This is a genomic window from Streptomyces inusitatus, assembly GCF_014651115.1.
Taxonomy (GTDB): domain Bacteria; phylum Actinomycetota; class Actinomycetes; order Streptomycetales; family Streptomycetaceae; genus Streptomyces; species Streptomyces amakusaensis.
The window spans coordinates 96,713-120,995 of record NZ_BMWG01000014.1 but is presented as its reverse complement, the minus strand read 5'-3'; the positions used below and the strand labels follow the sequence as shown (position 1 = coordinate 120,995).

The following is a 24,283-nucleotide window of genomic DNA, read 5'->3' as shown; positions in this document are numbered from 1 at the left end:
CGACGGTGGACATGATGACCGACGTGACGGCCGGCAACACAGCCACCCGCGTCATCGCGGGCCGTGCGGTGACCCCGTACGGCTATCGGTGGCAGCCATGAATCCGCGCGGCACCCAGCCCGGCGCGGCCGCGAGTGCATGCGCCCGTACGACCGCTTCCGGTCGTACGCGGACGTCAAGGCGCCCGCGCGCCGCTCGGTCCGGCCCGCTTCCCCCGGTGCCGGGCCGCGCACCCGTACGGGAGCACAGCCAGTGCGTTCGTACATTTTCAGCCACGACGGGAAGAGCCCGTGGCCGGCACGGAGACCGCCCGTGCTCCGGACGGGGACCCGTCGTGCGGCGGGCCGCCGTCGCACACTCCGCCGTACCACCCCCACACCGAGGAGAACGCGTGACCACCCCGCCCCCACCGCCGACCGCCGGCGGACTCTTCCCGCCGCCACCGCTCCCGCCGCCGCGCGGCCCCGTGGCCGGGCCCGGCCGCAGGAGACATCGCGCGACCGCGCCGGGGAAGAGCTCTCTTCCGCTCGGCCGACGTCACACCGGACACCAGCACGGCAGCCATGCTCATGCACACTGACGGCCCACACGACCTGCGCCACCACGGCGACGCGGAGATACGCGACACCGGTGCCCTGCTGATCGACCTCGCGGTCAACGTCCGGGCGAACACTCCGCCGCAGTGGCTGCGGGAGTGCGTCGGCGGCTCGCTGGCCTCGCTCGCCGCCTATCCGGACGGCCGTGCCGCGCGGTCCGCCGTCGCCGCGCGGCACGGGCTGCCGCCGGAGCGGGTCCTGCTGACGGCGGGGTCCGCCGAGGCGTTCGTACTGCTGGCGCGTGCGCTGCCGGTCCGCCATCCCCTGGTGGTGCATCCGCAGTTCACCGAGCCGGAGGCGGCGCTGCGGGACGCGGGCCACGAGGTGGACCGGGTGCTGCTGCGCGAGGAGAACGGCTTCCGGCTGGATCCCGCCGCCGTGCCCGAGTCGGCGGATCTGGTGGTGATCGGGAATCCGACCAACCCCACCTCCGTACTGCACTCGGCGGAGGAGATCGCCTCGCTGGCCCGTCCCGGCCGGCTGCTGGTGGTCGACGAGGCGTTCATGGACGCGGTGCCCGAGGAGACCGAGGCGCTGGCGGGCCGTACGGATGTCCCGGGGCTGGTGGTGCTGCGCAGCCTCACCAAGACCTGGGGGCTCGCGGGCCTGCGGATCGGCTATGTCATGGCCGATCCGGAGACGATCGCGGCGCTGGAGCGGGCTCAGCCGCTCTGGCCGGTCTCCACTCCGGCGCTGGCGGCGGCTGAGGCCTGTATGGGTCCGGCCGCGTTGAAGGAGGCGGACCAGGCGGCCAGGCTGATCGCGGTGGAGCGCGCGCATCTGCTGGCCGGGCTGGCGGAGTTCGACGAGGTACGGGTCGTGGCCGAGGCCGAGGCTCCTTTTGTGCTGATCCAGGTGCGAAGGGGAGCGGAGGTCCGTGAGCAGTTGCGCTGTCTCGGTTTCGCGGTGCGGCGCGGTGACACCTTCCCCGGGCTCGGCCCGGGGTGGCTGCGGATCGCGGTGCGCGACCGGGTCACGACCAACCGCTTCCTCCAGGCCCTGGACCAGGCGCTGGCGGTGGTCGGCGGCTGACTGGGGCCTGTCTGACGGTGACTGATCAGGCCGTGTCGCGGCGGGCGGGGCCGGGGACTGGTTCCCGCCCGCCGCGTGCCCGGGGGTCCGGGCCGGGGATCCGGGCCGAGGTGGTTCAGACCCGGTTCAGACCCGGCCGCGGGCCTTGGCGCGGCCGCGGGCGAGGGCGATCGCGCCGCCGCCGAGGGCGAGCAGCAGCGCCGCGCCGATCGCGAGGTACTTGGTGCCGGAGTCGCCGCCGGTCTCGGCGAGGTTCTCGGTGGGCCGCTCGCCGGCGCTCTGGGCGGCGAGGCCCGGCGCGGACTCGCTCTCGGACTCGCTCGGCTGCGCCTTCGCGGGCTCCTGCGGGGTGCGCGGGGCCACTGCCCTGGGCGATTCGCAGGTCGCCTCGACCAGGGTGACGGCGCCGTTCACCTCGGCGACATTGAGGCTGAGCGGGTTGACCGCGACCTTCAGCTTCAGGGCGGTGGCGGCGGCGGTCCGGGAGGTGGTGTGCGTGTGGGAGAGGTCGAGGGTCACCTCGCCGACGCCGGGCACCTGGAGCCGGGTCGGGCCGCCGGTGGTGAGGGCGACCCTCTTGCCGAGCACCTTCACCGTGCCCAGGAGGTTCGACTCGGCGACGGGCCGGCTGCCGGTCTCGCAGACCGCCTTGGAGGTGGCCTTCTCCACCTCGATGAGCGAGAGCAGCGGCAGTCCGGGCAGCCGCACCCGGGCGTGCGCCAGATTGGCGTACCCCTCGGCCCGCTTCTTGTCGGCGGTCGCCCGGGTGGAGGCGACGTCCGCGCGCAGCATCGAGAAGGGCCTGCCCCCGTCGACGCCGTCCAGCTGGACGCTCAGCGTGGTCCGCTCGGCGGTGGCGGGGGCCCGCACCGCGTTGAGGGAGGCGGCGAGCGGTACCCGCACGGTCTTGTCGAGCAGGGACACTTCGAGTCCGGCGCGCAGGATGACCGCGCCCGCCCTTCCCTCGGCGCCGCCCCCGGTGGCCTGCGCCGGGCCTGCCATCGCCACGGGCGACGCGGCCAGCGCGGCGGCGGCGGTGACGGCGGCGCAGCGGCGCGTGGGCATGCGGAAGGTGTTGCTGTTCACGGTGGTGGAACCCCCACGGGAGACATGGCGTCGCCCTGCCGTCCGCAGGGGACCGCGGCCGGTGGCGACTGAGACACCGGAATCTTTACGCACCGAGAGTGAACTGACAGATACCTGGGGTTAGTTCACCCCAAAGGGGGGTTTCCGGGTCTGTATTCGATTCCTGGGGTACGGGTGTTCCCCGGCGGCTCCGTCGGCGCGGCGTGGCGGGGGCGCGCCGGGCCGCTTCGGGGGCGTACGCGGGGAGCTTCGGCGAGCGGCGGGGCGTACGCGGAAGAGCTTCAACGAGGGGCCGGACCCGGAGGTCACGGCCGGTCAACAGAACGGTGGCCGACCGGCCGGGCCTGGCGCGACCGGCCGACCCGGTCGACCCGGTCGGCCCGGCTCTCAGCCCACGATCCGCCCGTTCAGGACGATCCGGCGCGGCGCGGCCAGCGCGCGGACGTCGGCCCGGGGGTCGGTGTCGTACACCACCAGGTCCGCCGGCGCGCCCTCCTCCAGCGCGGGGCGGCCCAGCCAGGCCCTGGCTCCCCAGGTGGCGGCGGAGAGCGCCTCGACGGGCGGGATCCCGGACTTGACCAGCTCGGCGACCTCGGCCGCGACCAGGCCGTGGGCGAGCGAGCCGCCCGCGTCCGTGCCGACGAAGACGGGGATGCCCGCGTCGTGGGCCGCGCCGACGGTGTCGTAGCGGCGCTCGTGGAGCCGTCGCATATGCGCCGACCAACGGGGGAACTTCGCCTCGCCGCCGTCGGCCAGCGCCGGGAAGGTGGCGATGTTGACCAGGGTCGGCACGATGGCGACCCCGCGTTCGGCGAAGAGCGGGATGGTCTCGTCGGTGAGTCCGGTGGCGTGCTCGACGCAGTCGATGCCCGCCTCCACCAGATCTCTGAGCGAATCCTCGGCGAAGCAGTGCGCGGTCACCCGCGCGCCCAGCCGGTGCGCCTCGGCGATCGCCGCCTCGACCGCGCCGCGCGGCCAGCAGGCGGTCAGATCGCCCGCCTCGCGGTCGATCCAGTCGCCGACGAGCTTGACCCAGCCGTCGCCGCGCCGGGCCTCGCGGGCGACGTACGCCACCAGGTCGTCCGGCTCGATCTCATGGGCGTAGTCACGGATGTAGCGGCGGGTGCGGGCGATGTGGCGACCGGCCCTGATGATCTTCGGGAGGTCCTCGCGGTCGTCGATCCAGCGGGTGTCGGCGGCCGATCCCGCGTCGCGGATCAGCAGGGTGCCCGCGTCCCGGTCGGTGAGCGCCTGCCGCTCGCTGGTGGCGTCGTCCACCGCGCCGTGCGCGTCGAGGCCGACATGGCAGTGGGCGTCGACCAGTCCGGGCAGCGCCCAGCCGCGCACGGTGATCCCGTCGGCGGCCCCGGGCGGCCTGCGGTAGGTGATCCGCCCGCCGACGACCCACAGTTCGTCCCGTACGTCCGCCGGGCCCGCGAGCACCCGCCCCTTCACATGCACCACCGTGTGATCGCTCATACCGGCACTGTACGAGGGGGTCCGGCGGCGACGGCGGGCGCGGGCCCGGGGCCGTCGGCGGGTGCGGGCCGGGGCTGTCGGGAGGGAGGTCGTGGGCAGGGGCCCGCCGGGAGGGAGGGCGTGGGTAGGCTCGCCGGAGGCCGGACAGGCCCGGCCGAGACCACCCATTCCGAAGAAGGCTCCACCGTGACTCATCCGCTTCTGGATCTGCCCCCGCTGACCGCCGCGCACTTCGCGGGCATCGAACAGCGGGTCGCCGCCCTGCTGGACACCGAGCGGGATGTGGTGATCACCCAGGGGGAGGCGCTGCTTCCGCTGGAAGGCTGCATCCGCTCCGGGGCTCGGCCGGGTTCGACCGCGCTGAACGTCGTCACCGGGCCGTACGGGCAGACCTTCGGGAACTGGCTGCGCGACTGCGGCGCGCGGGTGGTGGACCTGGCGGTGCCGTTCGACACCGCGGTGACCGCCGAGCAGGTGGAGCGGGCGCTCGCCGAGCACCCGGAGATCGACTTCGTCTCGCTGGTGCACGCGGAGGCGGCGACGGGCAACACCAACCCGGTCGCCGAGATCGGCGAGGTGGTGCGGCGGCACGGCGCGCTCTTCATGCTGGACGCGGTGGCCTCGGTGGCCGCCGAGCCGCTGCTGCCGGACGCGTGGGGCGTCGATCTGTGCGTGATCGGCGCGCAGAAGGCGATGGGCGGCCCGGCGGGGGTGTCGGCGGTGTCGGTCAGCGAGCGCGCCTGGGAGCGGTTCGCGGCGAACCCGGCCGCGCCCCGGCGGTCGTATCTCTCGCTGCTGGACTGGAAGGAGCGGTGGATCGACACCGGCCGCAAGGCGCTGCCGCACGCGCCCGCGCAGCTGGAGATGCTGGCGCTCCAGGCCTGCGTGGAGCGGATCGAGGCGGAGGGCCTGGCGGCGACGCTGGCCCGGCACGCGTCGGCGGCGGCCGCGACCCGGGCGGGTGTCACCGCGCTGGGCGGCGGTCTGGAGCCGTATGTGCGCGACGCCCGGGACGCGGCCCCGGTGGCGACGACGCTGCGCACGCCCGCCGGGGTGGACGCCTCCGAGCTGGTGGCGCGGGCGCTGGCGGCGGATCCCTCGCTGCCGCTGATCGCGGGCGGCGGGGCGCTGTCCGGGGAGATGATCCGGGTCAATCACTACGGGGTGGACGCGACCCGGGGCGCGGTGCGCTCCTCGCTGTCGGCGCTCGGCGGGGCCCTCGCGGAGACGGGCGCGAAGGTCGATCTGGCGGCGGCCGGGCTCGCGGTCTCCGCGGCCTGGGCGTAGCCCGGCATCATTGAAGGAAATTGACGCCCACTGAATTCATCAATACGGGAAGCTGTCTTTTCTGGCAGCTTCCCGTATGCATATACCCCTTCGTCTGCCCCGGTTCTCCGGGCGCAAACGCTAAAGCCCCAACAAGGCGAAGAGGCGCTTCACGCATATGTGATCGACCCCACACAGTGACCGTTTAGTGGCTTATATGCGTCACAAAGCACCCTAAAACGCTGCACGCTTGAAGGCTCCCTCCTGCCCGCGCGATAACACAGGGAGGCGATTCACCCAACCCTCCCGGGCCATGCATTTTCCGAATTTGCTGGGTAAATTGCTCAAGCATGACCGCCGCACAAGAAGACCTTGTACGAGCCGACCGCCCGAGCGAATTCACGACCATCGAAGCGCCACGAGTGGAGGACGGAGCCGCGATCTGGCGCATAGCCCGCGACTCCGAGGTCCTGGACCTCAACTCCTCGTACAGCTATCTGCTGTGGTGCCGTGACTTCGCGGCCACCTCGCTGGTGGCACGGGACCCGGACGGCGAGCCGGTCGCCTTCGTCACCGGATACATCCGGCCCGACCGCCCGAGGGCCCTCGTCGTCTGGCAGATCGCCGTCGACCGCGCGCACCGGGGCCGGGGCCTGGCCGGGACGCTGCTCGACGCGCTGACCGCCCGGGTCGCCGGCGAGCGCGGCGTACGGGAGGTGGAGACCACCGTGACACCGGACAACACCGCCTCCGACCGGCTCTTCGTCGCCTATGCCGAGCGCCATGGCCTGCCGCTGGAGCGAGAGGTCCTCTTCGACGGCGCGCTGTTCCCGAAGGAATCCGAAGGCTCCGAGGGCTCCGAGGGCTCCGAGGGCTCCGCCGACGGCGGTCCGCCGGCCGTGCCGCACCAGCCGGAGGTCCTGTACCGGATCGGCCCCCTCTCCATCTGACGGATCCGCACGGCCGATCCGTCTCACCGACCGACTCGCATCTGGAGACCGCAGTGACCATCACCCCGCCCGCCCTGAGCGTCTTCGAGACCCTGGAGTCCGAGGTGCGCAGCTACTGCCGCGGCTGGCCCGCCGTCTTCGACCGCGCGCAGGGCAGCCGTCTGCACGACGAGGACGGCCACAGCTACCTGGACTTCTTCGCCGGGGCCGGTTCGCTCAACTACGGCCACAACAACCCGGTGCTGAAGCGCGCGCTGATCGACTACATCGAGCGCGACGGCATCACCCACGGCCTGGACATGGCCACCAGCGCCAAGCGCGCCTTCCTTGAGGCGTTCCAGAACATCGTGCTGCGCCCCCGCGATCTGCCGTACAAGGTCATGTTCCCCGGCCCGACCGGCACCAACGCGGTCGAGGCCGCGCTCAAACTGGCCCGCAAGGTGAAGGGCCGCGAGTCGGTGGTCTCCTTCACCAACGCCTTCCACGGGATGTCGCTGGGCTCGCTCGCCGTCACCGGCAACGCCTTCAAGCGCGCCGGGGCCGGGATCCCGCTGGTGCACGGCACCCCGATGCCGTTCGACAACTACTTCGACGGCCGGGTGCCGGACTTCCTCTGGTTCGAACGGCTGCTGGAGGACCAGGGCTCCGGGCTCAACAAGCCGGCCGCCGTGATCGTGGAGACCGTCCAGGGCGAGGGCGGCATCAATGTCGCCAGGGCCGAGTGGCTGCGGGCGCTCCAGTCGCTGTGCGAGCGCCAGGACATGCTGCTGATCGTGGACGACATCCAGATGGGGTGCGGTCGCACCGGCGGCTTCTTCTCCTTCGAGGAGGCCGGGATCACCCCGGACATCGTCACCCTGTCGAAGTCGATCAGCGGCTACGGGCTGCCCATGTCGCTCTGTCTCTTCAAGCCCGAGCTGGACATCTGGGAGCCGGGCGAGCACAACGGGACCTTCCGGGGGAACAACCCCGCCTTCGTGACCGCCGCCGCGGCGCTGAACGCCTACTGGGCCGACGGCCAGATGGAGAAGCAGACCCTCGCCCGGGGCGAGCAGGTCGAGCGGGCGCTGCTGGAGATCGTCGCCGAGGACACCGGTTCCGGCGCGCGCTTCCGGGGCCGGGGCCTGGTGTGGGGGCTGGAGTTCACCGACCGGACGCGGGCGTCGGCGATCTGCGCCCGGGCCTTCGAGCTGGGGCTGCTGCTGGAGACCTCGGGCCCGGAGAGCCAGGTGGTGAAGCTGCTCCCGGCGCTCACCGTCTCGCCCGAGGAGCTGGACGAGGGGCTGCGGATCCTGGCCCGCTGCGTCCGGGAAACGGCCTGAGCGGCCACACCGGCAGACAGACACACACAGACACAGACAGACAGAAACCCACGGGAGAAAGGCGGCATCGCACCGTGATCGTCCGTTCATTGCGGGACATCGAGAACACCGAACGCCATGTGAGGTCCGCCTCCGGCACCTGGGAGAGCAAGCGTCTGGTGCTCGCCCGGGAGAAGGTCGGCTTCTCGTTCCACGAGACCGTGCTGTACGCGGGCACCGAGACGTCGATGTGGTACGCCAACCACATCGAGGCGGTGCTCTGCGTGTCGGGCGAGGCCGAACTCACCGACGACGAGACCGGCGAGATCCATGTGATCTCCCCCGGCACGATGTATCTGCTGGACGGCCATGAGCGCCACACTCTCCGGCCCCGTACCGACTTCCGCTGTGTCTGTGTCTTCAATCCCCCCGTCACCGGGCGGGAGGACCATGACGAGAACGGCGTATATCCCCTGATCACCGAGGAGGGCTGAGCATGACCACCGCAGCGCGCACCGATCTCTACCCGACCCGAGGCACGAGCGAGGCGGTGACCCCCCGGCTGGACCCGGTCGTCTGGTCGGCCCCGGGCGCGCCGGGGCCGATCCTCCGGTCCGAGCTGCTGGAGTACGAGCGGGACGGCTTTCTCGCCGTCGAGGAGCTGATCTCCGACGAGGAGGTCGCGCTCTACCGGGCGGAGATGGACCGGCTGATCGCCGACCCCGCCGTACGCGCCGGGGAGCGCGCGATCGTGGAGCCCGCCTCCCAGGAGGTGCGCTCGGTCTTCGATGTGCACCGGCTGAGCGAGGTCTTCGCCGCCCTGGTGCGCGACGAGCGGGTGGTGGGCCGGGCACGGCAGATCCTCGGTTCGGACGTGTACGTCCATCAGTCCCGCATCAATGTGAAGCCGGGTTTCGGGGCCTCGGGCTTCTCCTGGCACTCGGACTTCGAGACCTGGCACGCCGAGGACGGGCTGCCGAACATGCGGACCGTCTCGGTCTCCATCGCGCTGACCGAGAACCGGGACACCAACGGCGGGCTGATGATCATGCCTGGTTCGCACCGGACGTTCCTGGGGTGCGCGGGCGGGACGCCGAAGGACAACTACAAGAAGTCGCTCCGGATGCAGGACGCGGGGACCCCGTCGCACGCGGCGCTGACGCGGTTCGCCGACGAGCACGGCATCCGGCTCTTCACCGGCCGGGCGGGCTCGGCGACCTGGTTCGACTGCAACTGCATGCACGGCTCGGGGGACAACATCACCCCGTACGCCCGCAGCAATGTCTTCATCGTCTTCAACAGCGTGGAGAACGCGGCGGTACGGCCCTTCGCCGCACCGGTGCCCCGGCCGGAGTTCATCGGGGCGCGCGACTTCACCCCCGTACGCTGAAGGCGCCGAGGGGCGGGTCCGGTCCACCCCCGTCGGACCGGACCCGCCCCTCGGCGTACTCGGACTCAGGCCTCGTTCAGTACGGGGTAGTCGAGGTATCCCTCGTCACCGCCGCCGAAGAAGGAGGCCGGGTCGGGGGTGTTGTACGGGCCGGCGGCGCGCAGTCGCTCCGGGAGGTCCGGGTTGGCGAGGAAGAGCGCGCCAAAGGCGAGTACGTCGGCGATGCCGTCCTCGACGAGGGGCAGCGCCCGGTGGTCGGTGGGGCCCTCGGTCGCCGGGTTGAGCACGATGACGCCCCGGTACCGCTCGCGGACCGCGATGGTCACTTCCCGGGCGGTCTCATTGGTCTCGGTGATGTGCAGATAGGCCAGGTCCAGCGGCTGGAGCTCGCGGACGAGCGCCGGGTAGACCTCGTGGGCGTCGGTCTCGGCGATGTCGTTGTAGGTGTTGTTGGGCGAGATCCTGATGGCGGTGCGCTCGCCGCCGATGGCCTCGGCCACGGCCTTGACCGTCTCGACCGCGAAGCGGATGCGGTTCTCGACGGAGCCGCCCCACTCGTCGGTGCGGAGGTTGGTGTTGGTGGACAGGAACTGCTGGATGAGATAGCCGTTCGCGCCGTGCAGCTCCACACCGTCGAATCCGGCGGCGATGGCGTTGCGGGCGCTGTGGACGTACTCCCCGATGACGGAGGGGATCTCCTCGGCCGGCAGGGCGCGCGGCTCGACGAAGTCCAGCATTCCCTTGCCGGTGTAGAGCTGGCCCGCGGGGGTGACGGCGGAGGGGGCGACGCTCGCCCGGCCGTCGGGGAAGATCACCGGATGGCCGATGCGCCCGGAGTGCATCAGCTGGGCGAAGATCGTGCCGCCCTTGGCGTGCACCGCGTCGGTGACCTCGCGCCAGGCCGCGACCTGCTCGTCGCTGTGCAGCCCCGGGGTGTCGGGGTAGCCCTGACCGGTGACGGAGGGCTGGATGCCCTCGGTGATGATCAGTCCGGCTCCCGCCCGCTGCGCGTAGTACTCCACCGTCGACTCCGTGGGGGACAGCCCCGGACCGAAGGCGCGGCTGCGGGTCATCGGAGCCATCGCGACGCGGTTGGAGAGCCGTGCGCCTCGGAGCACAAGGGGGTCGAAGACGGTGGTCATACGGTACTCCCGAAATATATGTGGTCGACCAATCAATGGCCGGGACATCACTGTAACGCATTTACTTGGTCGGCCAAGGTAAAATTTTGGGAGAGAGATCCAGTCACGGGGAGAGACGCGGGAGCGAGACTGTCCCCCAGACTGTTCACCAGACAGTTCCCTTCCGACCCCTTCCGATCTCTTCCGAGGAGGCCCGATGAAGTCCGAGATCACGGTCGATCCGGTGGGCAGCGAGCCGCCGCCGTTCGCCGTCTGCGGCGAGCCGATACGCACCGCCTCCTCCGGCCCCGGCGCGCCGTCGGCGGAGTCCTGTCTGGGCGGCCCGGTGAGCCACGCCGTCTCCCGTGTCGCCCGGCTGCACCGGGTGGCAGCCGCCAAGGTGCTCAGAGGGCTCGGGCTCTACCCGGGGCAGGAGTTCTTGATGATGCATCTGTGGGACGCGGGCCCGGTGCGTCAGTCCGATCTGATCAGGATGCTGGAGCTGGACCCGTCCACCGTGACCAAGATGCTCCAGCGGCTGGAGCAGTCGGGCCATGTCCGCCGCGCCCCCGACCCCGCCGACCGGCGCGCGGTCCTGGTGGAGGCGACGGACAAGAGCTGCGCGCTGCGGTCGGCGGTGGAGCGGGCCTGGTCCCAGCTGGAGGTGCAGACGCTCACCGGGCTGGAGCCGGGCGAGTGCGAGGAGCTGACCCGGCTGCTCGGGAAGGTCGAGTCGAATCTCTGCGCGCAGACGGCGGACTGTCCGGGACCGGAAGGCGCGTAGACCCAGTAGGCCCACAGACCCGGCGGTCAGCCGGTCAGAAGATCCAGCAGCCGGTCCGCCTCCGCCGCCGTGTTGTAGAGGTGGAACGCCACCCGCAGATTCCCCGCCCGGTCCGAGACGATGACGCCCTCCCGGGCCAGCCCCTCGGCCCGGCCGCCCAGCCCCGGCACCGCGACGACCGCGGACTCCCCGGGCACCGGCTCGTGCCCCAGCGCCCCGAGCCCCTCCCGGAACCGCCTCGCCAGCCCGGTCGCATGGGCGTGGATCGCCGCCACGCCGATCTCCTCCACCAGCTCCAGCGACCGCTCGGCCCCGCTGTACGACAGATACGACGGCGCCTCGTCGAAGCGCCGCGCCGAAGCGGCGAGCCGCTCCACCGGGCCGTACAGCACCTCCGCGCCCTCCTCCGCCGCGAAGAACGCCGCCTGGAGGGGCGGCACCGTCCCCTGCGCCTCCTCGGTGACCGTGAGGAAGGAGACCCCGCGCGGGCAGAGAAGGAATTTGAACGCCCCGGTGACGGTGAAGTCCCACTCCCCCGCGTTCAGCGGCAGCCACCCCGCCGCCTGGCTCGCGTCGAGCAGCGTACGGGCCCCGTGCGCGGCCGCCGCCGCCCGTACCGCCGGCAGATCGGCGATCCGGCCGTCCGAGGACCGCACCGCGGAGAACGCCACCAGCGCGGTCCCCGGGCGCACCGCGTCCGCGAGGCCCGCCGGCGGCGCGTACCGGAGCTTGAGATCGCCCCGGACCGTGAACGGGGTGACGACCGAGGTGTACTCCCCCTCAGGGAGGAGGATCTCGGCCCCCGGCGGCAGCGAGTTCGCGACCAGCGCGACATGCCCCGCGACCGAGCCGCCCGCGGCGACACGGTCCGCCCCCACCCCGGCGATCCGGGCGAAGGACCGCCGGGCTCCGGCGACCCGGGCGTCGTCGTACGCGACACCGGACGGCCGGCCGGCCACGAGATCCCGGATGACGGCCGTCATGGCGGTGACGGCCCGGGCCGGCAGCAGTCCGGTGGAGGAGGTGTTCAGATACGTCGTGTCCGGCGCGAACTCGGTACCGCCCAAGGTCTCCATGCGTCCCACCCTGGGCCGGACCCGGCCGCCGGTCAACCGTGCCGGAACGGCTGCCCGCCCGGCGGCTCAGTGCCCGGGCACCTCGCACGCACCGTCGGCGTCACAGGCCGGGGCGTCCGCGCCGACGGCCGCCGGGGCGCTCGCCGGGGCGGGCTCGCGGCCCTGCCAGGCCTGCTCCAGCGCCTTGGTGAACAGCTCGGCGGGCTGACCGCCGGAGAGGCCGTACCGGCGGTCGAAGACGAAGAAGGGGACGCCGTTCGCGCCCAGCTCGGCGGCCTCGCGCTCGTCCGCGCGCACCTCCTCGGCGTACACGCTCTCGTCGGCGAGGACGGCGCGCGCCTCGGCCTCGTCGAGGCCGGACTCGACCGCGAGGGCGAGCAGGACGGCGGGGTCGAAGACCGAGCGCTCCTCGGCGAAGTTCGCCCGGTAGGCGCGGTCCAGCAGCTCGTTCTGGACCCCGCGGGCGGCGGCGAGGTGGAGCAGACGGTGTATGTCGAAGGTGTTGCCGTGGTCGCGGCCCTCGGCGCGGTAGGCGAGGCCCTCGGAGTGCGCGTTGGAGGCGACGTTCTCCTCCATGGCCACCGCCTCCTCGCGGGTACGGCCGTACTTCAGCGCCAGCATGTCCACGACGGAGCCGACATCGCCCTTGGCGTGGCCCGGGTCCAGTTCGAAGGAGCGGTGGACCACCTCGACCTCGTCGCGGTGGGCGAAGTCCGCGAGTCCCTTCTCGAAGCGGGCCTTCCCGATGTAGCACCAGGGACAGGCGATGTCGCTCCAGATCTCGACGCGCATGCTGTTTCTCTCCAAGGGGTGTCGCGAATGATCACGGGGATGGGCGGGGCCCGCCCATCCCCGCTCAACGCGTCCGGGGCCCGCCGGATTCCTCCTCCGGCCCCGGGAGCCCCCGGGAAAGCCCGCCCGCTCCGTGCGCGCTCGCCTACGCCGGCGAAATGATCATCGGACTGACGCCGGTCGCCCGCGTCGTCCCACTGCCGCGGGGACAGGGCGCATGAGGGGACGGCCGTACGCGGTCCTCGGCCCCCTGTTCGGGCGGCGGGCCAGGCGGCGCTGGGCGCATCTGATCCTGGGCGGCGCGCTGATGATGCCGTACTGGCTCGTCGGCGGGGTGCTGGTCAGCTCGGCCACGGGCGGTTCGCGGCTGCTCTCGGGTTCGCTGGGGCCCCAGCTGTGGGCGTACGCGGCGGGCCTGCCCCTCGCGGCGGTGACCGGGCTCTTCCCGCCGGCCGGACCGCTGTCGGCGGCGGCCTCGCGGGCGCTCTGCTCGGTGCCCGCCGAGTCGCTCGCGGAGGGGCCGGCCCGGTCGTGGCCGGGGCGGCTGCGGGTGGCGGTCTGGTTCGCCCTGCACACCGGGGCGGGGGCGCTGGTCAGCGGGGCGACGCTCGCCCTGCCGCCGTTCGCGCTGGGCGTGGCGGCGGCGGCGTTCGTGCCGTCGACGCGGGAGTGGATGGGGGTGTCCGGCGCGCCGGGGTGGCAGCTCGGACTCCTCCCGCTCGCCGGGGCCGCCATGCTGCTGGCGCTGGCCGGGTGCGCGGCGGCGGTGGGCGGGGCGCTCGCCCGGCTGGCCCCGGTGCTGCTGGGGCCGACGCCCGCGGACCGGCTGGCGGTCGCCGAGCGGCGGGCCGCCGAGCTGGCCGAGCGGAACCGGCTCGCGCGGGAGCTGCACGACTCGGTGGGCCACGCGCTGAGCGCCGTCACCCTCCAGGCGGGGGCGGCCCGCCGGGTGCTGGAGACGGATCCCGCTTTCGTCCTGGAGGCGCTGACCGCGATCGAGGAGACCACCCGCCGCACGGTCGGCGAACTCGACTCGGTGCTCGGCCTGCTCCGGGAGGAGTCCCCGGGGACGGCCGCCGGGCCCGCCCTGGACGCGGTGGCGGGGCTGATCTCCCGCAGCGGGGTCCCGGTGACGCTCACCGCCGACGGGGAGCTGTCGGCGGTGCCCGCGCCCGTCTCCCGCGAGGCGTACCGCATCGTCCAGGAGGGGCTGAGCAACGCCCTGCGCCATGCCGGGGCGTCCCCGGTGTCCCTGTCGATCGCCCTGCGGGGCGGGGAATTGGAGATCGTCATGGAGAATCCGCTGTCCGGCGGGGCCCCGGTGGTACGCCCGGGAGGCGGCCGGGGGCTGCGCGGCGTCGCCGAGCGGGCCGCCCTGCTCGGCGGGGAGTCCTCGGCCGGGCCGGTGGGCGGGGTCTGGCGGCTGCGCGCCGGACTGCCGCTGGGCGCCCCCCGGGGCGGCGACGGCCGATGAACGACGCCGCCGTACGGATCGTGCTCGCCGACGACGAGCGCATGGTGCGCACCGCGCTCCGGGTGATCCTGGAGGCGGAGCCCGGACTGACGGTGGTGGGCGAGGCGACGACGGGCGCGGAGGCGGTCTCCGTCGTACGGGAGCTGCGGCCCGACGTGGTGCTGATGGATGTGCGGATGCCGGAGATCGACGGCATCCGCGCCACCGAGCGGATCCTCGCCTCCCTGCCCGATCCGCCCCGGATCGTGGTGGTGACGACCTTCGAGAACGACTCCTATGTGTACGAGGCGCTCCGCGCGGGCGCGGCGGGCTTTCTGCTGAAGCGCGCGGCCCCGGAGGAGCTGGTCCAGGCGGTGCGGCTGGTCGCCCGGAGCGACTCGCTGCTCTTCCCTTCGGCGGTGCGCGCGCTGGCCTCCGAGTACGGCGCGCGGCGCGCGGCCCCGCCGCCCTGGGTGGCGCGGCTGACCGGGCGGGAGGCCGATGTGCTGCGGCTGATGGCGACGGGGCTGACGAACGCGGAGATGGCGGGGCGGATGAGGGTGGGGGCCGCGACGGTGAAGTCGCATGTCGCGGCGGTGCTGGCGAAGACGGGGGCGCGGGACCGCACCCAGGCGGTGATCGCGGCGTACGAGTCGGGTTTCCTCGGCCGATAGCCGCTGCCACTGCCACTGCCGGGCCAGTGGGGCCTGTGCGACATGAGGAAGTCCTGAGAATCACGTGAGAGAGGAACGGCCCGCCGTCGGCCGTTCGTCTTCCGGTGGGATGAACAAGACGATCAGACACTCCGCAGTCTTCAGCCTGCTGCTGGTGCTCGCCCTGCTGGTGCGGGCCACCTGGCTCCAGGCCTACGACGCCAAGGCCCTCGCCGACCACGACCGCAACCCGCGCACGAAGATCGCCCAGTACGCGCAGCCACAGGGCGACATCGTCGTCGCAGGCTCGCCCGTCACCGGCTCGGCGCGGACCGGCGGCGCGGACTACGCGTACAAGCGCACCTACCCCGACGGGGGGCTGTACGCGCCGGTGACCGGCTACAGCTCGCAGGCGTACGGCTCGACCCAGCTGGAGGGCATCTACCGCGAGGTGCTGGACGGCACCGACAGCCGGTTCCGGAATCCGCTGGACGAGCTGACCAACAAGCAGCAGAAGCCGGGCGACGTTCTGACCACCATCGACCCCGCCGTGCAGAAGGCCGGCTACCGCGCCCTCGGCGACACCAAGGGCGCGGCCGTCGCCCTCGACCCCGCGAGCGGGGAGATCCTCGCCATGGTCAGCACCCCCTCGTACGACCCGTCCGAGATCGCCGGCACCTCGGACTCCGCCGCGTGGGAGAAGCTTCTCGACGACCCGGACAAACCGCTGGTCAACCGGGCGCTGCGGCAGCCGCTGGCACCCGGCTCGACCTTCAAGCTGGTGGTCGCGGCGGCGGCGCTGGAGGAGGGTCTGTACGGCTCGGTGGACGAGCCGACCGAGAGCCCGGTGCCGTACATCCTGCCCGGCACCGTCCGGAAGCTGCCCAACGACATCGCGTCCGCCCCCTGCGAGAACGCCTCGATCCGCACCGCCCTGCGCTACTCCTGCAACAGCGTCTTCGGCAAGCTGGCCGTCGACCTCGGCCAGGACAAGGTGCGGGAGACGGCCGAGCGGTTCGGCTTCAACGACAAGGAGCTGGACGTTCCGGTGCGGGCGTACGAGAGCGTCTTCCCGACCGGCCTCGACAAGGCGCAGACGGCGATGACGGGCATCGGCCAGTTCGATGTGACCGCGACCCCGCTCCAGATCGCGATGGTCTCCGCCGTGATCGCCAACGACGGGGTGCTGGAGTCCCCGCACCTGGTCTCCGAGGTGGTGGACTCCGCCGGGGAGACGCTGGAGTCCCCCGGGGGCGACTCCCGGCGGGTGATCTCGAAGTCCACCGCCGAGCAGCTCCGCAGCGCCATGGTCACCGTCGTGGAGGACGGCACCGGCACCAACGCCAGGGTCCCGGGCGCCGAGGTCGGCGGCAAGACGGGCACGGCCCAGCGCGGCGAGAACAACAGCGAGACGCCGTACGCCTGGTTCACCTCCTACGCCGAGGCGGGCGACCGCCAGGTCGCGGTCGCGGTGCTGATCGAGGACGCGGGCGGTCCCCGCTCCGAGGTCAGCGGCAATGGGCTGGCCGCGCCCGTGGCCCAGAAGATGATGGCCGCCGCGCTGAAGTGAGGCCGCGGGGGGCCTCGGCGGGCGTTGGGCCGAAAGGCGGTTCGCGGGAGTGGAGGGAGAACGGTGAGGGAACGGCGGAGCGGCTTCGCTCGTTACCCCGGCATGACCGCAATGACCCCCGGCTCGAACATCCCTCTCTCCGTCGCGCGTGTCGCGGTGGACGTCGCCGCCCCGGTGCGGCTCGACGTATCGGGCCTGCTGCTCACCGCCGACGGCAAGGTGCGCTCCGACGACGACTTCATCTTCTACAACCAGCCCACCGGCCCCGGCGTCACCCACCGCTCCGGCGGGGGCTCGGCCCCGGACGCGATCGTGGTGGACACCTCCGCCGTCCCGGCCGGCATCGAGAAGATCGTCGTCACGGCCAGTCCGGACGCCGCGGGGCAGACCTTCCAGGGCATCGAGCCGACCGCGACCATCCGCGACGCCGGCACCGGAGGCGTGCTCGCCACCTTCACCCCGCCCCGGCTCGGCGGTGAGACGGCTCTCGTCGTCGTGGAGATCTATCTGCGCAATGGCGTCTGGAAGGCCCGTGCGGTCGGCCAGGGCTATGCCAACGGACTGGCGGGCATCGCCACCGACTTCGGCGTCTCGGTCGACGAGGAGCCCGCCGCGGCCCCCGCGCCCGCCCCTGTCGCGCCGCCCGCTCCCCCCGCGCCCGCCCGGGCGGTGGCGTCCACCCCGGCCGCCGCTCCCCCGCCGCCGGCCGCGGCTGCCCCCGTACCCGGCGCCGGGAAGATCAATCTGGACAAGGGCCGGGTCAGCCTCCAGAAGAACCAGACGGTCTCGCTGGTCAAGGGCGGCAAGCCGCTGCTCTCCAAGGTCAAGATGGGCCTCGGCTGGGAGCCCGCCTACCGGGGCAAGGACATCGACCTCGACGCGTCCGTGATCGCCTACGGCCCCAACCGGAATCACCTGGACAGCTGCTACTTCGGCAAGCTGGCGATCCTCAACGGCTCGATCAAGCACTCCGGCGACAATCTGACGGGTGAGGGCGCGGGCGACGACGAGGTGATCACCGTGGATCTCGGCCGGCTCCCGGCGGAGGCCACCGGGCTGGTCTTCACCGTGAACTCCTTCACGGGCCAGAAGTTCACCGAGGTCGCCAAGGCCTACTGCCGGCTGATGGACGCGGCGACCGGCGAGGAGCTGGTCCGCTTCGACCTCACCTCGGCCGAGGCGCAGACCGGGGTCATGATGGCCAAGCTCATCCGGCAGTTCTCCGGCGAGTGGGAGATGACCGCCATGGGCGACTTCGTGAAGTCACGCACCGTGCGCGGCATGGTGAAGCCCGCCGCCCAGGCGCTCTGACCGGACGCCCCGACAGAGCGCCGGGGCCCGCTGCCCTGTGGATCTCGGCAGCGGGCCCCGGCGGGGGATTGGTCCTCAGAGCTTGGCCAGCTTGGCGAAAGGGCTGAGGATTCTGCCCTTCCGCCCGGAGAAGTCGACGAGCACCGCGGCGTTGTCGTTCTCGACCGCGATGACCCTTCCCAGGCCGAATTGATCGTGTGATACCCGGTCGCCCACCGCCCACTGTTCGATCGGCGGGGCTGCCGGGGCATTGCGGTTGAAGGGACTGGACGGCAGGTGGCGCCGGGATCCGGCTGACTTCGTCATTACTGGAAGTATGGTCTCTCCGGGCGCAAAGCGACAACGCCCGGGTGAGACCGTGGTCAGATCGCAACCGGAAACAGGGCCGTACGGGCCTGTCCCCGCAAGGCGAACGGCAACTGAACACCAGTTCAGAATAGGTGCGGCTCAGAGCCGCACGGGGTGCGCGCCGGGCCCGGAAGACCCTCTCGAAGGGGTGCGGAGCACCGCCCCGCCCGACGCGATCCCGCCATGGGTGACCAGGCCGGTCATCCCGGCCGCCCGCCTTTCTCGTACACCGGATCCATGGCCGTTCCCTCCGTTCGGACCGCCGGGCCGCGCGCGCTCCGGGCCGTTCGTGTCCGGTGGCCGCACGGCACTCGGGCGCGGGAGCGCCCGCCCGGTCCGGGGCCGCCGGGTCGCTCCCGCGTGCCACCCCATCGGGCGACGCGGCGTTCCGGGCGAAGAGGTCCCGGCCGGAACGCCGGGCGGGGGTCAGTCGCGGTGGGAGTGCCGCCGCCACGGTCCGGTGATCGCCAGCATGATGCCCGGGCTCTGCATGTTCGCGTACAGCGTCCCGCCGTCGGGCGAGAAGACCACCCCGGCGAACTCGCTGTACTTCGGCTGCTGCTCGGTGCCTGTGTTCCGCTCGTTGCGGGCTATCGGGTAGGTGCGCCCCCGGTCGGTCGCGCCGAAGAGGTGCTGCGCGCCCTCGCCGTCCTCGGCGATGATCAGCCCGCCGTACGGGGAGACGGTGATGTTGTCGGGGCCGTCGTAGTCGCCGCCCCTCGTGGCGTCGTCCCCGGCTCCGAGCAGGACCTTCAGGGTGAGGGTGCGCCGCCTCGGGTGGTAGAACCAGACCTGGCCGGAGTGCGGGCCGGGGCTGTCGGAGCGGGCGTACGAGGAGACGAAGTAGGCCCCGCCGTCGCCCCACCACATGCCTTCGAGCTTGCGGCCCCGGGTGACGGCCCCGTCGGCGAACTGCTTCCGCACGGGGGTGGTGCGGGCGTCGCGGTCGGGTACGTCGGTCCAGTCCACGCCGTAGACCGTGCCGATCCTGGTGGCGCGGGAGAGGTCGTCGACGAAGCGGCCCCCGGAGTCGAAACAGCGGGGCGCCTGGAGCGTACCGGCGTCGTCGGCCAGCCCGCGCAGCCTGCCGCGGCCGTGCCGGAAGCCCTCCGGGGGCACCCAGCGGTAGAAGAGGCCGTGCGGAGCGCCCGCGTCCTCGGTGAGGTAGGCGTGGCCGCTCCTGGGGTCGATGACGACGGCCTCGTGGGCGAAGCGGCCGAAGGCCTTCACCGGGCGGGGGTCCCGGTTGGCCCGGCGGTCGTAGGGGTCGACCTCGAAGACATAGCCGTGGTCCTTGGTCATCCCGTTCTGGCCGGCGAGTTCCTCGGTCTCCTCGCAGGTGAGCCAGGTGTCCCAGGGGGTGCCGCCACCGGCGCAGTTGGTGGACGTCCCGGCCACGCCGACCCACTGGGCGGCCTCGCCGCCCGGGCGCACCTCGACCACCGTGCAGCCGCCGGACGCGGCGGGGTCGTAGACATGCCCCTCGGCCGGCGGCACCGGGTACTGCCAGCGGTCGCGGGTGCCGCGCAGCTCATGGTTGACGACGAGGAGGGTGACGCCCCGGGGGCCGGGGAAGGCGGCGGTGCCGTCGTGGCGCGAGGGGGTGAACTCGCCGGACTCCAGCCGGGTCACCCCGCTGTGCGTGACGACCCGGTACGAGAAGCCCGCGGGCAGCGCGAGCAGGCCCTCGGGATCGGGGAGCAGCGGGCCGTACCCGGGCTCGCGCCCGTCGCCGTCGCCACCGCGCCCGGTGACATCCTCGGCGGCGAGCGCCCCTGGCGCGGTGGCGAGCGCCGCGACGGCGCCGGTGAGGGCGACGCCCGCACCGGTGAGCGCGGACTGCCTGCTGAATTCTCTGCGGGTGAGCGGCATCGAGTCTCTCCTGAGGTACCTGGTGATCCTGAGGGGCACGAATGGCTCGGGGCCGGCGGGTGACCGGTGCCCTGGTTACCGTCGGGGAACGGTGAGCAAACGATTCCTCCCTCGTGAGCGAGGGTTTTGAACACCAAAGGAGTGAAACTGGCCAGAGCGTGGCTTGAGTTATGCGCTCGGGCGCGCGAAAGCGCGCCGGAGTGGGGGGTGATCGCCGGGCGGCCGGGGCCTGGGCGGTTTTCGCGGTGCGCGGTCGGGGGCGCGGGTGGGCGGTCACCCGCGCGCGCGATGCGAGCCGGCGGACGGGGCCGGGAGGCCCGGCCCCGGCCGCCGGGCCGGAATCGTTCTCGCCGGGGCCGACCGCCCGGAGCGGAGTCATGAGGGTCAAGCTCATCCGGCAGTTCCCAGGCGAGTGGCCCCCGGCCGCCCGCAGGGCTGAATGCCGTGGCTGCCGAGGGCCCCGACCGGCCAGCCGGGCGGGGGCCCTCGGTCCCCGTCTCAGGCGGGGCGGTGGGAGCGGGCCTTGAAGGCGGCCTTGCGGGCCTCCTTGGCGGCGCGTTTGTCGGGGTGGAGGCGGCCCATGGCCTCCAGGACGTCGGCGGTGGCCGGGTGGTCGACTCGCCAGGCGGCTTCGAAGAAGCCGGTGTGCTGCCCGGTGAGGCCCTCGACCAGGGCGCGGAGTTCGTCGGACTCGCCGTCCGCGTCGAGCTGGGCGGCGAGGGTGTCGACGGAGAGCCAGAAGATCATGGCCTCCGGCGGCGGGGGCACATCGGCGGCACCGTGCTCGGCGAGCCAGACCCGGGCGAGACCGCCGAGTTCGAGATCGTCGAGCACCGCGCGGACCTCCGCCTCGGCCTGGGGGCCCACCAGCGCCAGCGCCTGCTGGCAGAGCAGCCGCCGCAGCGGGCCGCCGGGGTCCGCGCCGCGCGCCGCCGCGAGGAGTTCGTGTGCGGCCGGGGCGGGTTCGCGGCGGGCCAGCCACTGTTCCGTCTCGGCGCGGGCGGCCTGCTCGGGGTAGTGGGCGAGCCCGTCGAGGAGGGCGTCGGCGCCCTTGTCGGCCAGCTCTCCCACGGCGGGCGCGTCGATGCCCGCGTCCAGCATCCGCGCCCTGATCCCGTAGAGCCCCAGGGGGGTGAGCCGGACCAGTCCGTAGCGGGAGACGTCCTCGTCGTCGTCGACCGGGCCGCCCTCGTCGTCCTCGGCCATCAGGGCGTCGTCCACCGGCTGGTACTCGACCAGTCCGATCGGCTCCAGCAGCCGGAACTGGTCGTCCAGCCGCATCATCGCGTCCGAGACCTGCTCCAGTACGTCGTCGGTGGGCTCGCCCATGTCGTCGGGGACGATCATCGAGGCGGCGAGCGCGGGGAGCGGCACCGGCTGCTCGACCGGGCCGCCGTCGGTGACGGTGAGCAGATACAGATTGCCGAGGACCCCGTCGAGGAACTCCGCCTCCGCCTCGGGGTCCCACTCCAGCATCCCGAGGTCGATCTCGCCGTCCTCGCCGATCGCGTCGGTCAGATCGTCGAGCAGCGGGGCGACGGCGTCCGCGTGGACGGCCTCCAGCGCCTCCAGCCAGACGGCGAGGACGTCCCGCGGGCCGCCGGAGATCAGCAGTGCGAGATTCTCGCCGGGGCCGGCCGTGCCGTGCCCGGTGTCCCCCTCCGGGTCCCGGACCTCGATCAGTCCGGCGTCGACGGCGGTGCGCCAGGCCTCGCTCGCGAACGCCGGGCCGTCCTCGTCGGCCCCCAGGCCCAGCTCCTCGGCCGCGGCGGCCAGTTGCTCCTCGGCCAGTTCGCCGCCCGCGTCCACCAGCGTCCCGGGGCCCGCCCAGCGGGCGAGCCTCACGGCCCTGGTCAGCAGGGGGGCGGCGAGCGCGTCCCGCGCCAGCTCCGCGTCCGAGCGCAGCCGTACGGGCGGCAGGGAGGGACCGTCTTGGGGCATCTGGCTGTTTCTCCTCGGGGCGTACATCGGGACGTACAGGGGGGTGGGCATGGCCTCTGAGCGCTCTCCAGCGTAGACGCATTTCACCGGGTTTCGCCGCCCGGTCGCGCTTCCCCGGCGCCCTGCCGACGTTCTCGGACACCCGGTCGGACGCTTACCGGACACCCCCGGGGCGGGCCCGGCCGGACGCCCGGCGCGACCGCCCGCACCGCGGCGGCCGGCCGCCGAAGGCCGGGCGCGCACGGCTCTTCGGCCGCCCGCCTTCCGCCGTACATCCGGCCGCTCTTGACAAGTCCACCGCCCAGCCAAGAGATTGACGCGCGTAGAGCCGTCTTCGCGCCACACCGCGCGGAGCGCGCACCACCCACCCCGTGGCCCACCACCTCGATCCCGGAGAACCCGATGCCTTCCTCCGCCGTACCGAGAACCGCCGCCCTCGCGGCCCTCGTCGCCTCCGCGCTCGCCGCCGGACTGCTCACCGGCTCCGCCGCGTCGGCCGAGCCGGCGGGCGACGCCGCGGCCGGTGTCCGGATCCATGACATCCAGGGCGCCACCCGGATCTCCCCGCTGGCCGGTCAGCCGGTCGCCGACGTCCCCGGCATCGTCACCGGTGTGCGGGGCTACGGCTCCTCGCGCGGATTCTGGTTCCAGGACAGCGCCCCCGACGCCGACCCGGCGACCAGCGAGGGCGTCTTCGTCTTCACCGGCCCCGGCTCCACCCCGCCGGTGAAGACCGGCGACGAGGTGCTGGTCTCCGGCACGGTCACCGAGTTCGTCCCCGGCGGCACGGCCTCCGGCAATCAGTCGCTGACCCAGATCACCCGGCCGACGGTCACCGTGGTCTCCGCGGGCAACGAACTGCCCGCCCCGGTCACCGTCTCCGCCCGCTCGGTGCCCTCCGCCTACGCCCCGCCCGGCGACCCCGCGGCGGGCGGCAGCGTCAACGCGCTCCCGCTGAAGCCGAAGACGTACGCCCTCGATCACTACGAGTCCCTGGAGGGCGTCAACGTCCGCGTCGACACCTCCCGGATCGTCGGCGCGACCGACTCCTTCTCCGCGCTCTGGGTGACGGTCAAGCCGTACGAGAACCCCACGGTGCGCGGGGGCGCGCGGTACGGCTCGTACGCCTCCCAGAACTCCGGCAGGCTCCAGATCCAGTCGCTGATCCCGACCGCCGAGCAGCCCTTCCCGAAGGCGAACGTCGGCGATGTGCTGACCGGCCGCACCGAGGGCCCCCTCGACTTCAGTCAGTACGGCGGTTACACGCTGGTCGCGCGGACCCTCGGCACGGTCGCCGACCGGGGTCTTCAGGCCGAGAAGACCCGCCCGCAGCGGCGTGGCGAGCTGGCGGTGGCCACATACAACGTGGAGAACCTGGACCCGTCCGACCCCCAGGAGAAGTTCGACGCCCTGGGCAGGGCCGTGGTGGAGAATCTGGCCTCGCCGGACATCCTGGCCCTGGAGGAGATCCAGGACGACAGCGGATCGAAGAACGACGGCACGGTCGCCGCCGACAAGACGGTCAAGAAGTTCACGGACGCGATCGTCGCGGCGGGCGGCCCGGCGTACGACTGGCGCTCGATCTCCCCGGAGAACAACAAGGACGGCGGCCAGCCCGGCGGCAACATCCGCCAGGTCTTCCTCTTCAACCCGGAGCGGGTGTCGTTCACCGACCGCGCGGGCGGCGACGCCACCACGGCGACCGGTGTCGTACGGGAGCGGGGCCGGGCGGCCCTGACGCTCTCCCCGGGCCGGATCGACCCGGGGAACAGCGCCTGGGAGTCCAGCCGCAAGCCGCTCGCGGGCGAGTTCACCTTCCGGGGCCGCCCGGTCGTCGTGATCGCCAACCACTTCGGCTCCAAGGGCGGCGACGAGGCCCTCACCTCCCACCGCCAGCCGCCGAACCGTTCCTCCGAGGTCCAGCGGGTGGCGCAGGCCCGGTCGGTGAACACCTTCGTCAAGGAGGTGCTCAAGGCCGACCGGCGCGCGGACGTGCTGGTCGTCGGCGACATCAACGACTTTGAGTTCTCGGCGACGACGAAGGAGCTGACCGCGGGCGGCGCGCTGTACGCGGCGGTGAAGTCGCTGCCCAGGGCGGATCGTTACTCCTATGTCTACCAGGGCAACAGCCAGGTGCTGGACCAGATACTGACCAGCCCCTCGATCGACGACTTCAGCTACGACAGCGTCCACATCAACGCGGAGTTCACGGACCAGAACAGCGACCACGACCCGCAGGTGCTGCGCTTCCGCCCGTGATCC

20 protein-coding genes are annotated in these 24,283 nt (G+C 72.8%); 12 read left to right on the top strand and 8 right to left on the bottom strand.

Annotation, left to right across the window (positions count from 1 at the left end; genetic code table 11):
- The first annotated feature begins 563 nt into the window (after positions 1-563).
- A complete protein-coding gene (gene cobC / locus IE247_RS21170; protein WP_190124783.1) occupies positions 564-1,628 on the top strand; it encodes an Rv2231c family histidinol phosphate aminotransferase CobC in 1,065 nt (354 codons plus the stop codon).
- 126 nt (positions 1,629-1,754) lie between these two features.
- Here cobC and IE247_RS21165 read toward each other — a convergent pair whose 3' ends face one another.
- Positions 1,755-2,714: an SCO1860 family LAETG-anchored protein gene (locus tag IE247_RS21165; RefSeq protein ID WP_190124782.1), complete on the bottom strand. Its 960-nt coding sequence runs from the start codon at positions 2,712-2,714 to the stop codon at positions 1,755-1,757.
- Between the two features lie 387 nt (positions 2,715-3,101).
- Positions 3,102-4,193, bottom strand: a complete 1,092-nt coding sequence (locus IE247_RS21160; RefSeq protein ID WP_190124781.1) for an amidohydrolase family protein — start codon at positions 4,191-4,193, stop codon at positions 3,102-3,104.
- Between the two features lie 186 nt (positions 4,194-4,379).
- Here IE247_RS21160 and IE247_RS21155 point away from each other — a divergent pair, with 186 nt between their 5' ends.
- The 5 genes from IE247_RS21155 to thpD all read left to right on the top strand — a co-directional run bounded on the left by IE247_RS21155 (position 4,380) and on the right by thpD (position 9,100).
- Entirely contained in the window at positions 4,380-5,480 is a 1,101-nt protein-coding gene (locus tag IE247_RS21155) for a pyridoxal-phosphate-dependent aminotransferase family protein (protein ID WP_190124780.1), read from the top strand.
- 329 nt (positions 5,481-5,809) lie between these two features.
- Complete coding sequence (ectA, locus tag IE247_RS21150) at positions 5,810-6,409, top strand: diaminobutyrate acetyltransferase (RefSeq protein ID WP_190124779.1); 600 nt, start codon at positions 5,810-5,812, stop codon at positions 6,407-6,409.
- Positions 6,410-6,462: 53 nt separating this feature from the next.
- On the top strand, positions 6,463-7,731 hold the full coding sequence (gene ectB / locus IE247_RS21145) for a diaminobutyrate--2-oxoglutarate transaminase (protein ID WP_190124778.1): 1,269 nt from the start codon (positions 6,463-6,465) through the stop codon (positions 7,729-7,731).
- A gap of 74 nt (positions 7,732-7,805) precedes the next feature.
- The gene (locus tag IE247_RS21140; protein WP_190124777.1) at positions 7,806-8,204 is read left to right on the top strand and encodes an ectoine synthase; all 399 of its coding nucleotides are present in this window, start codon (positions 7,806-7,808) and stop codon (positions 8,202-8,204) included.
- A 2-nt stretch (positions 8,205-8,206) separates the two neighbouring features.
- Positions 8,207-9,100: an ectoine hydroxylase gene (thpD, locus tag IE247_RS21135; RefSeq protein ID WP_190124776.1), complete on the top strand. Its 894-nt coding sequence runs from the start codon at positions 8,207-8,209 to the stop codon at positions 9,098-9,100.
- Between the two features lie 65 nt (positions 9,101-9,165).
- On the opposite strand, the gene IE247_RS21130 is transcribed toward thpD, so the two are convergent.
- Positions 9,166-10,242: an alkene reductase gene (locus IE247_RS21130; RefSeq protein ID WP_190124775.1), complete on the bottom strand. Its 1,077-nt coding sequence runs from the start codon at positions 10,240-10,242 to the stop codon at positions 9,166-9,168.
- Between the two features lie 196 nt (positions 10,243-10,438).
- Here IE247_RS21130 and IE247_RS21125 point away from each other — a divergent pair, with 196 nt between their 5' ends.
- Complete coding sequence (locus tag IE247_RS21125; RefSeq protein ID WP_190124774.1) at positions 10,439-11,005, top strand: MarR family winged helix-turn-helix transcriptional regulator; 567 nt, start codon at positions 10,439-10,441, stop codon at positions 11,003-11,005.
- Between the two features lie 26 nt (positions 11,006-11,031).
- Here the strand turns inward: IE247_RS21125 and IE247_RS21120 are convergent, their stop codons facing one another.
- Both IE247_RS21120 and IE247_RS21115 read right to left on the bottom strand, forming a co-directional pair.
- Positions 11,032-12,081 carry an aminotransferase class V-fold PLP-dependent enzyme gene (locus tag IE247_RS21120; RefSeq protein WP_190124773.1) on the bottom strand — a complete coding sequence of 350 codons (1,050 nt, stop codon included), beginning with the start codon at positions 12,079-12,081 and terminating at the stop codon, positions 11,032-11,034.
- Positions 12,082-12,147: 66 nt separating this feature from the next.
- Complete coding sequence (locus IE247_RS21115; RefSeq protein WP_190124772.1) at positions 12,148-12,873, bottom strand: DsbA family oxidoreductase; 726 nt, start codon at positions 12,871-12,873, stop codon at positions 12,148-12,150.
- Between the two features lie 217 nt (positions 12,874-13,090).
- Here IE247_RS21115 and IE247_RS21110 point away from each other — a divergent pair, with 217 nt between their 5' ends.
- The 4 genes from IE247_RS21110 to IE247_RS21095 all read left to right on the top strand — a co-directional run bounded on the left by IE247_RS21110 (position 13,091) and on the right by IE247_RS21095 (position 17,860).
- The gene (locus IE247_RS21110) at positions 13,091-14,347 is read left to right on the top strand and encodes a sensor histidine kinase (protein WP_190124771.1); all 1,257 of its coding nucleotides are present in this window, start codon (positions 13,091-13,093) and stop codon (positions 14,345-14,347) included.
- Positions 14,344-15,000 (top strand): response regulator transcription factor, encoded by a 657-nt coding sequence (locus IE247_RS21105; RefSeq protein WP_190124770.1) that lies wholly within the window; start codon positions 14,344-14,346, stop codon positions 14,998-15,000. Before IE247_RS21110 ends, IE247_RS21105 begins: the two co-directional genes overlap by 4 nt.
- A gap of 109 nt (positions 15,001-15,109) precedes the next feature.
- On the top strand, positions 15,110-16,549 hold the full coding sequence (locus IE247_RS21100) for a peptidoglycan D,D-transpeptidase FtsI family protein (protein ID WP_190124769.1): 1,440 nt from the start codon (positions 15,110-15,112) through the stop codon (positions 16,547-16,549).
- A gap of 111 nt (positions 16,550-16,660) precedes the next feature.
- The gene (locus IE247_RS21095) at positions 16,661-17,860 is read left to right on the top strand and encodes a TerD family protein (protein WP_190124850.1); all 1,200 of its coding nucleotides are present in this window, start codon (positions 16,661-16,663) and stop codon (positions 17,858-17,860) included.
- Positions 17,861-17,935: 75 nt separating this feature from the next.
- Here the strand turns inward: IE247_RS21095 and IE247_RS21090 are convergent, their stop codons facing one another.
- The 3 genes from IE247_RS21090 to IE247_RS21080 all read right to left on the bottom strand — a co-directional run bounded on the left by IE247_RS21090 (position 17,936) and on the right by IE247_RS21080 (position 22,021).
- The gene (locus IE247_RS21090) at positions 17,936-18,166 is read right to left on the bottom strand and encodes a hypothetical protein (RefSeq protein WP_190124768.1); all 231 of its coding nucleotides are present in this window, start codon (positions 18,164-18,166) and stop codon (positions 17,936-17,938) included.
- 468 nt (positions 18,167-18,634) lie between these two features.
- Positions 18,635-20,080, bottom strand: a complete 1,446-nt coding sequence (locus tag IE247_RS21085) for an alkaline phosphatase PhoX (RefSeq protein ID WP_190124767.1) — start codon at positions 20,078-20,080, stop codon at positions 18,635-18,637.
- Between the two features lie 498 nt (positions 20,081-20,578).
- A complete protein-coding gene (locus IE247_RS21080; protein ID WP_190124766.1) occupies positions 20,579-22,021 on the bottom strand; it encodes a hypothetical protein in 1,443 nt (480 codons plus the stop codon).
- 402 nt (positions 22,022-22,423) lie between these two features.
- Here IE247_RS21080 and IE247_RS21075 point away from each other — a divergent pair, with 402 nt between their 5' ends.
- Positions 22,424-24,280, top strand: coding sequence for a DUF8508 domain-containing protein (locus IE247_RS21075; protein ID WP_190124765.1), 1,857 nt, complete (start codon positions 22,424-22,426; stop codon positions 24,278-24,280).
- The last annotated feature ends 3 nt before the right edge of the window (positions 24,281-24,283 follow it).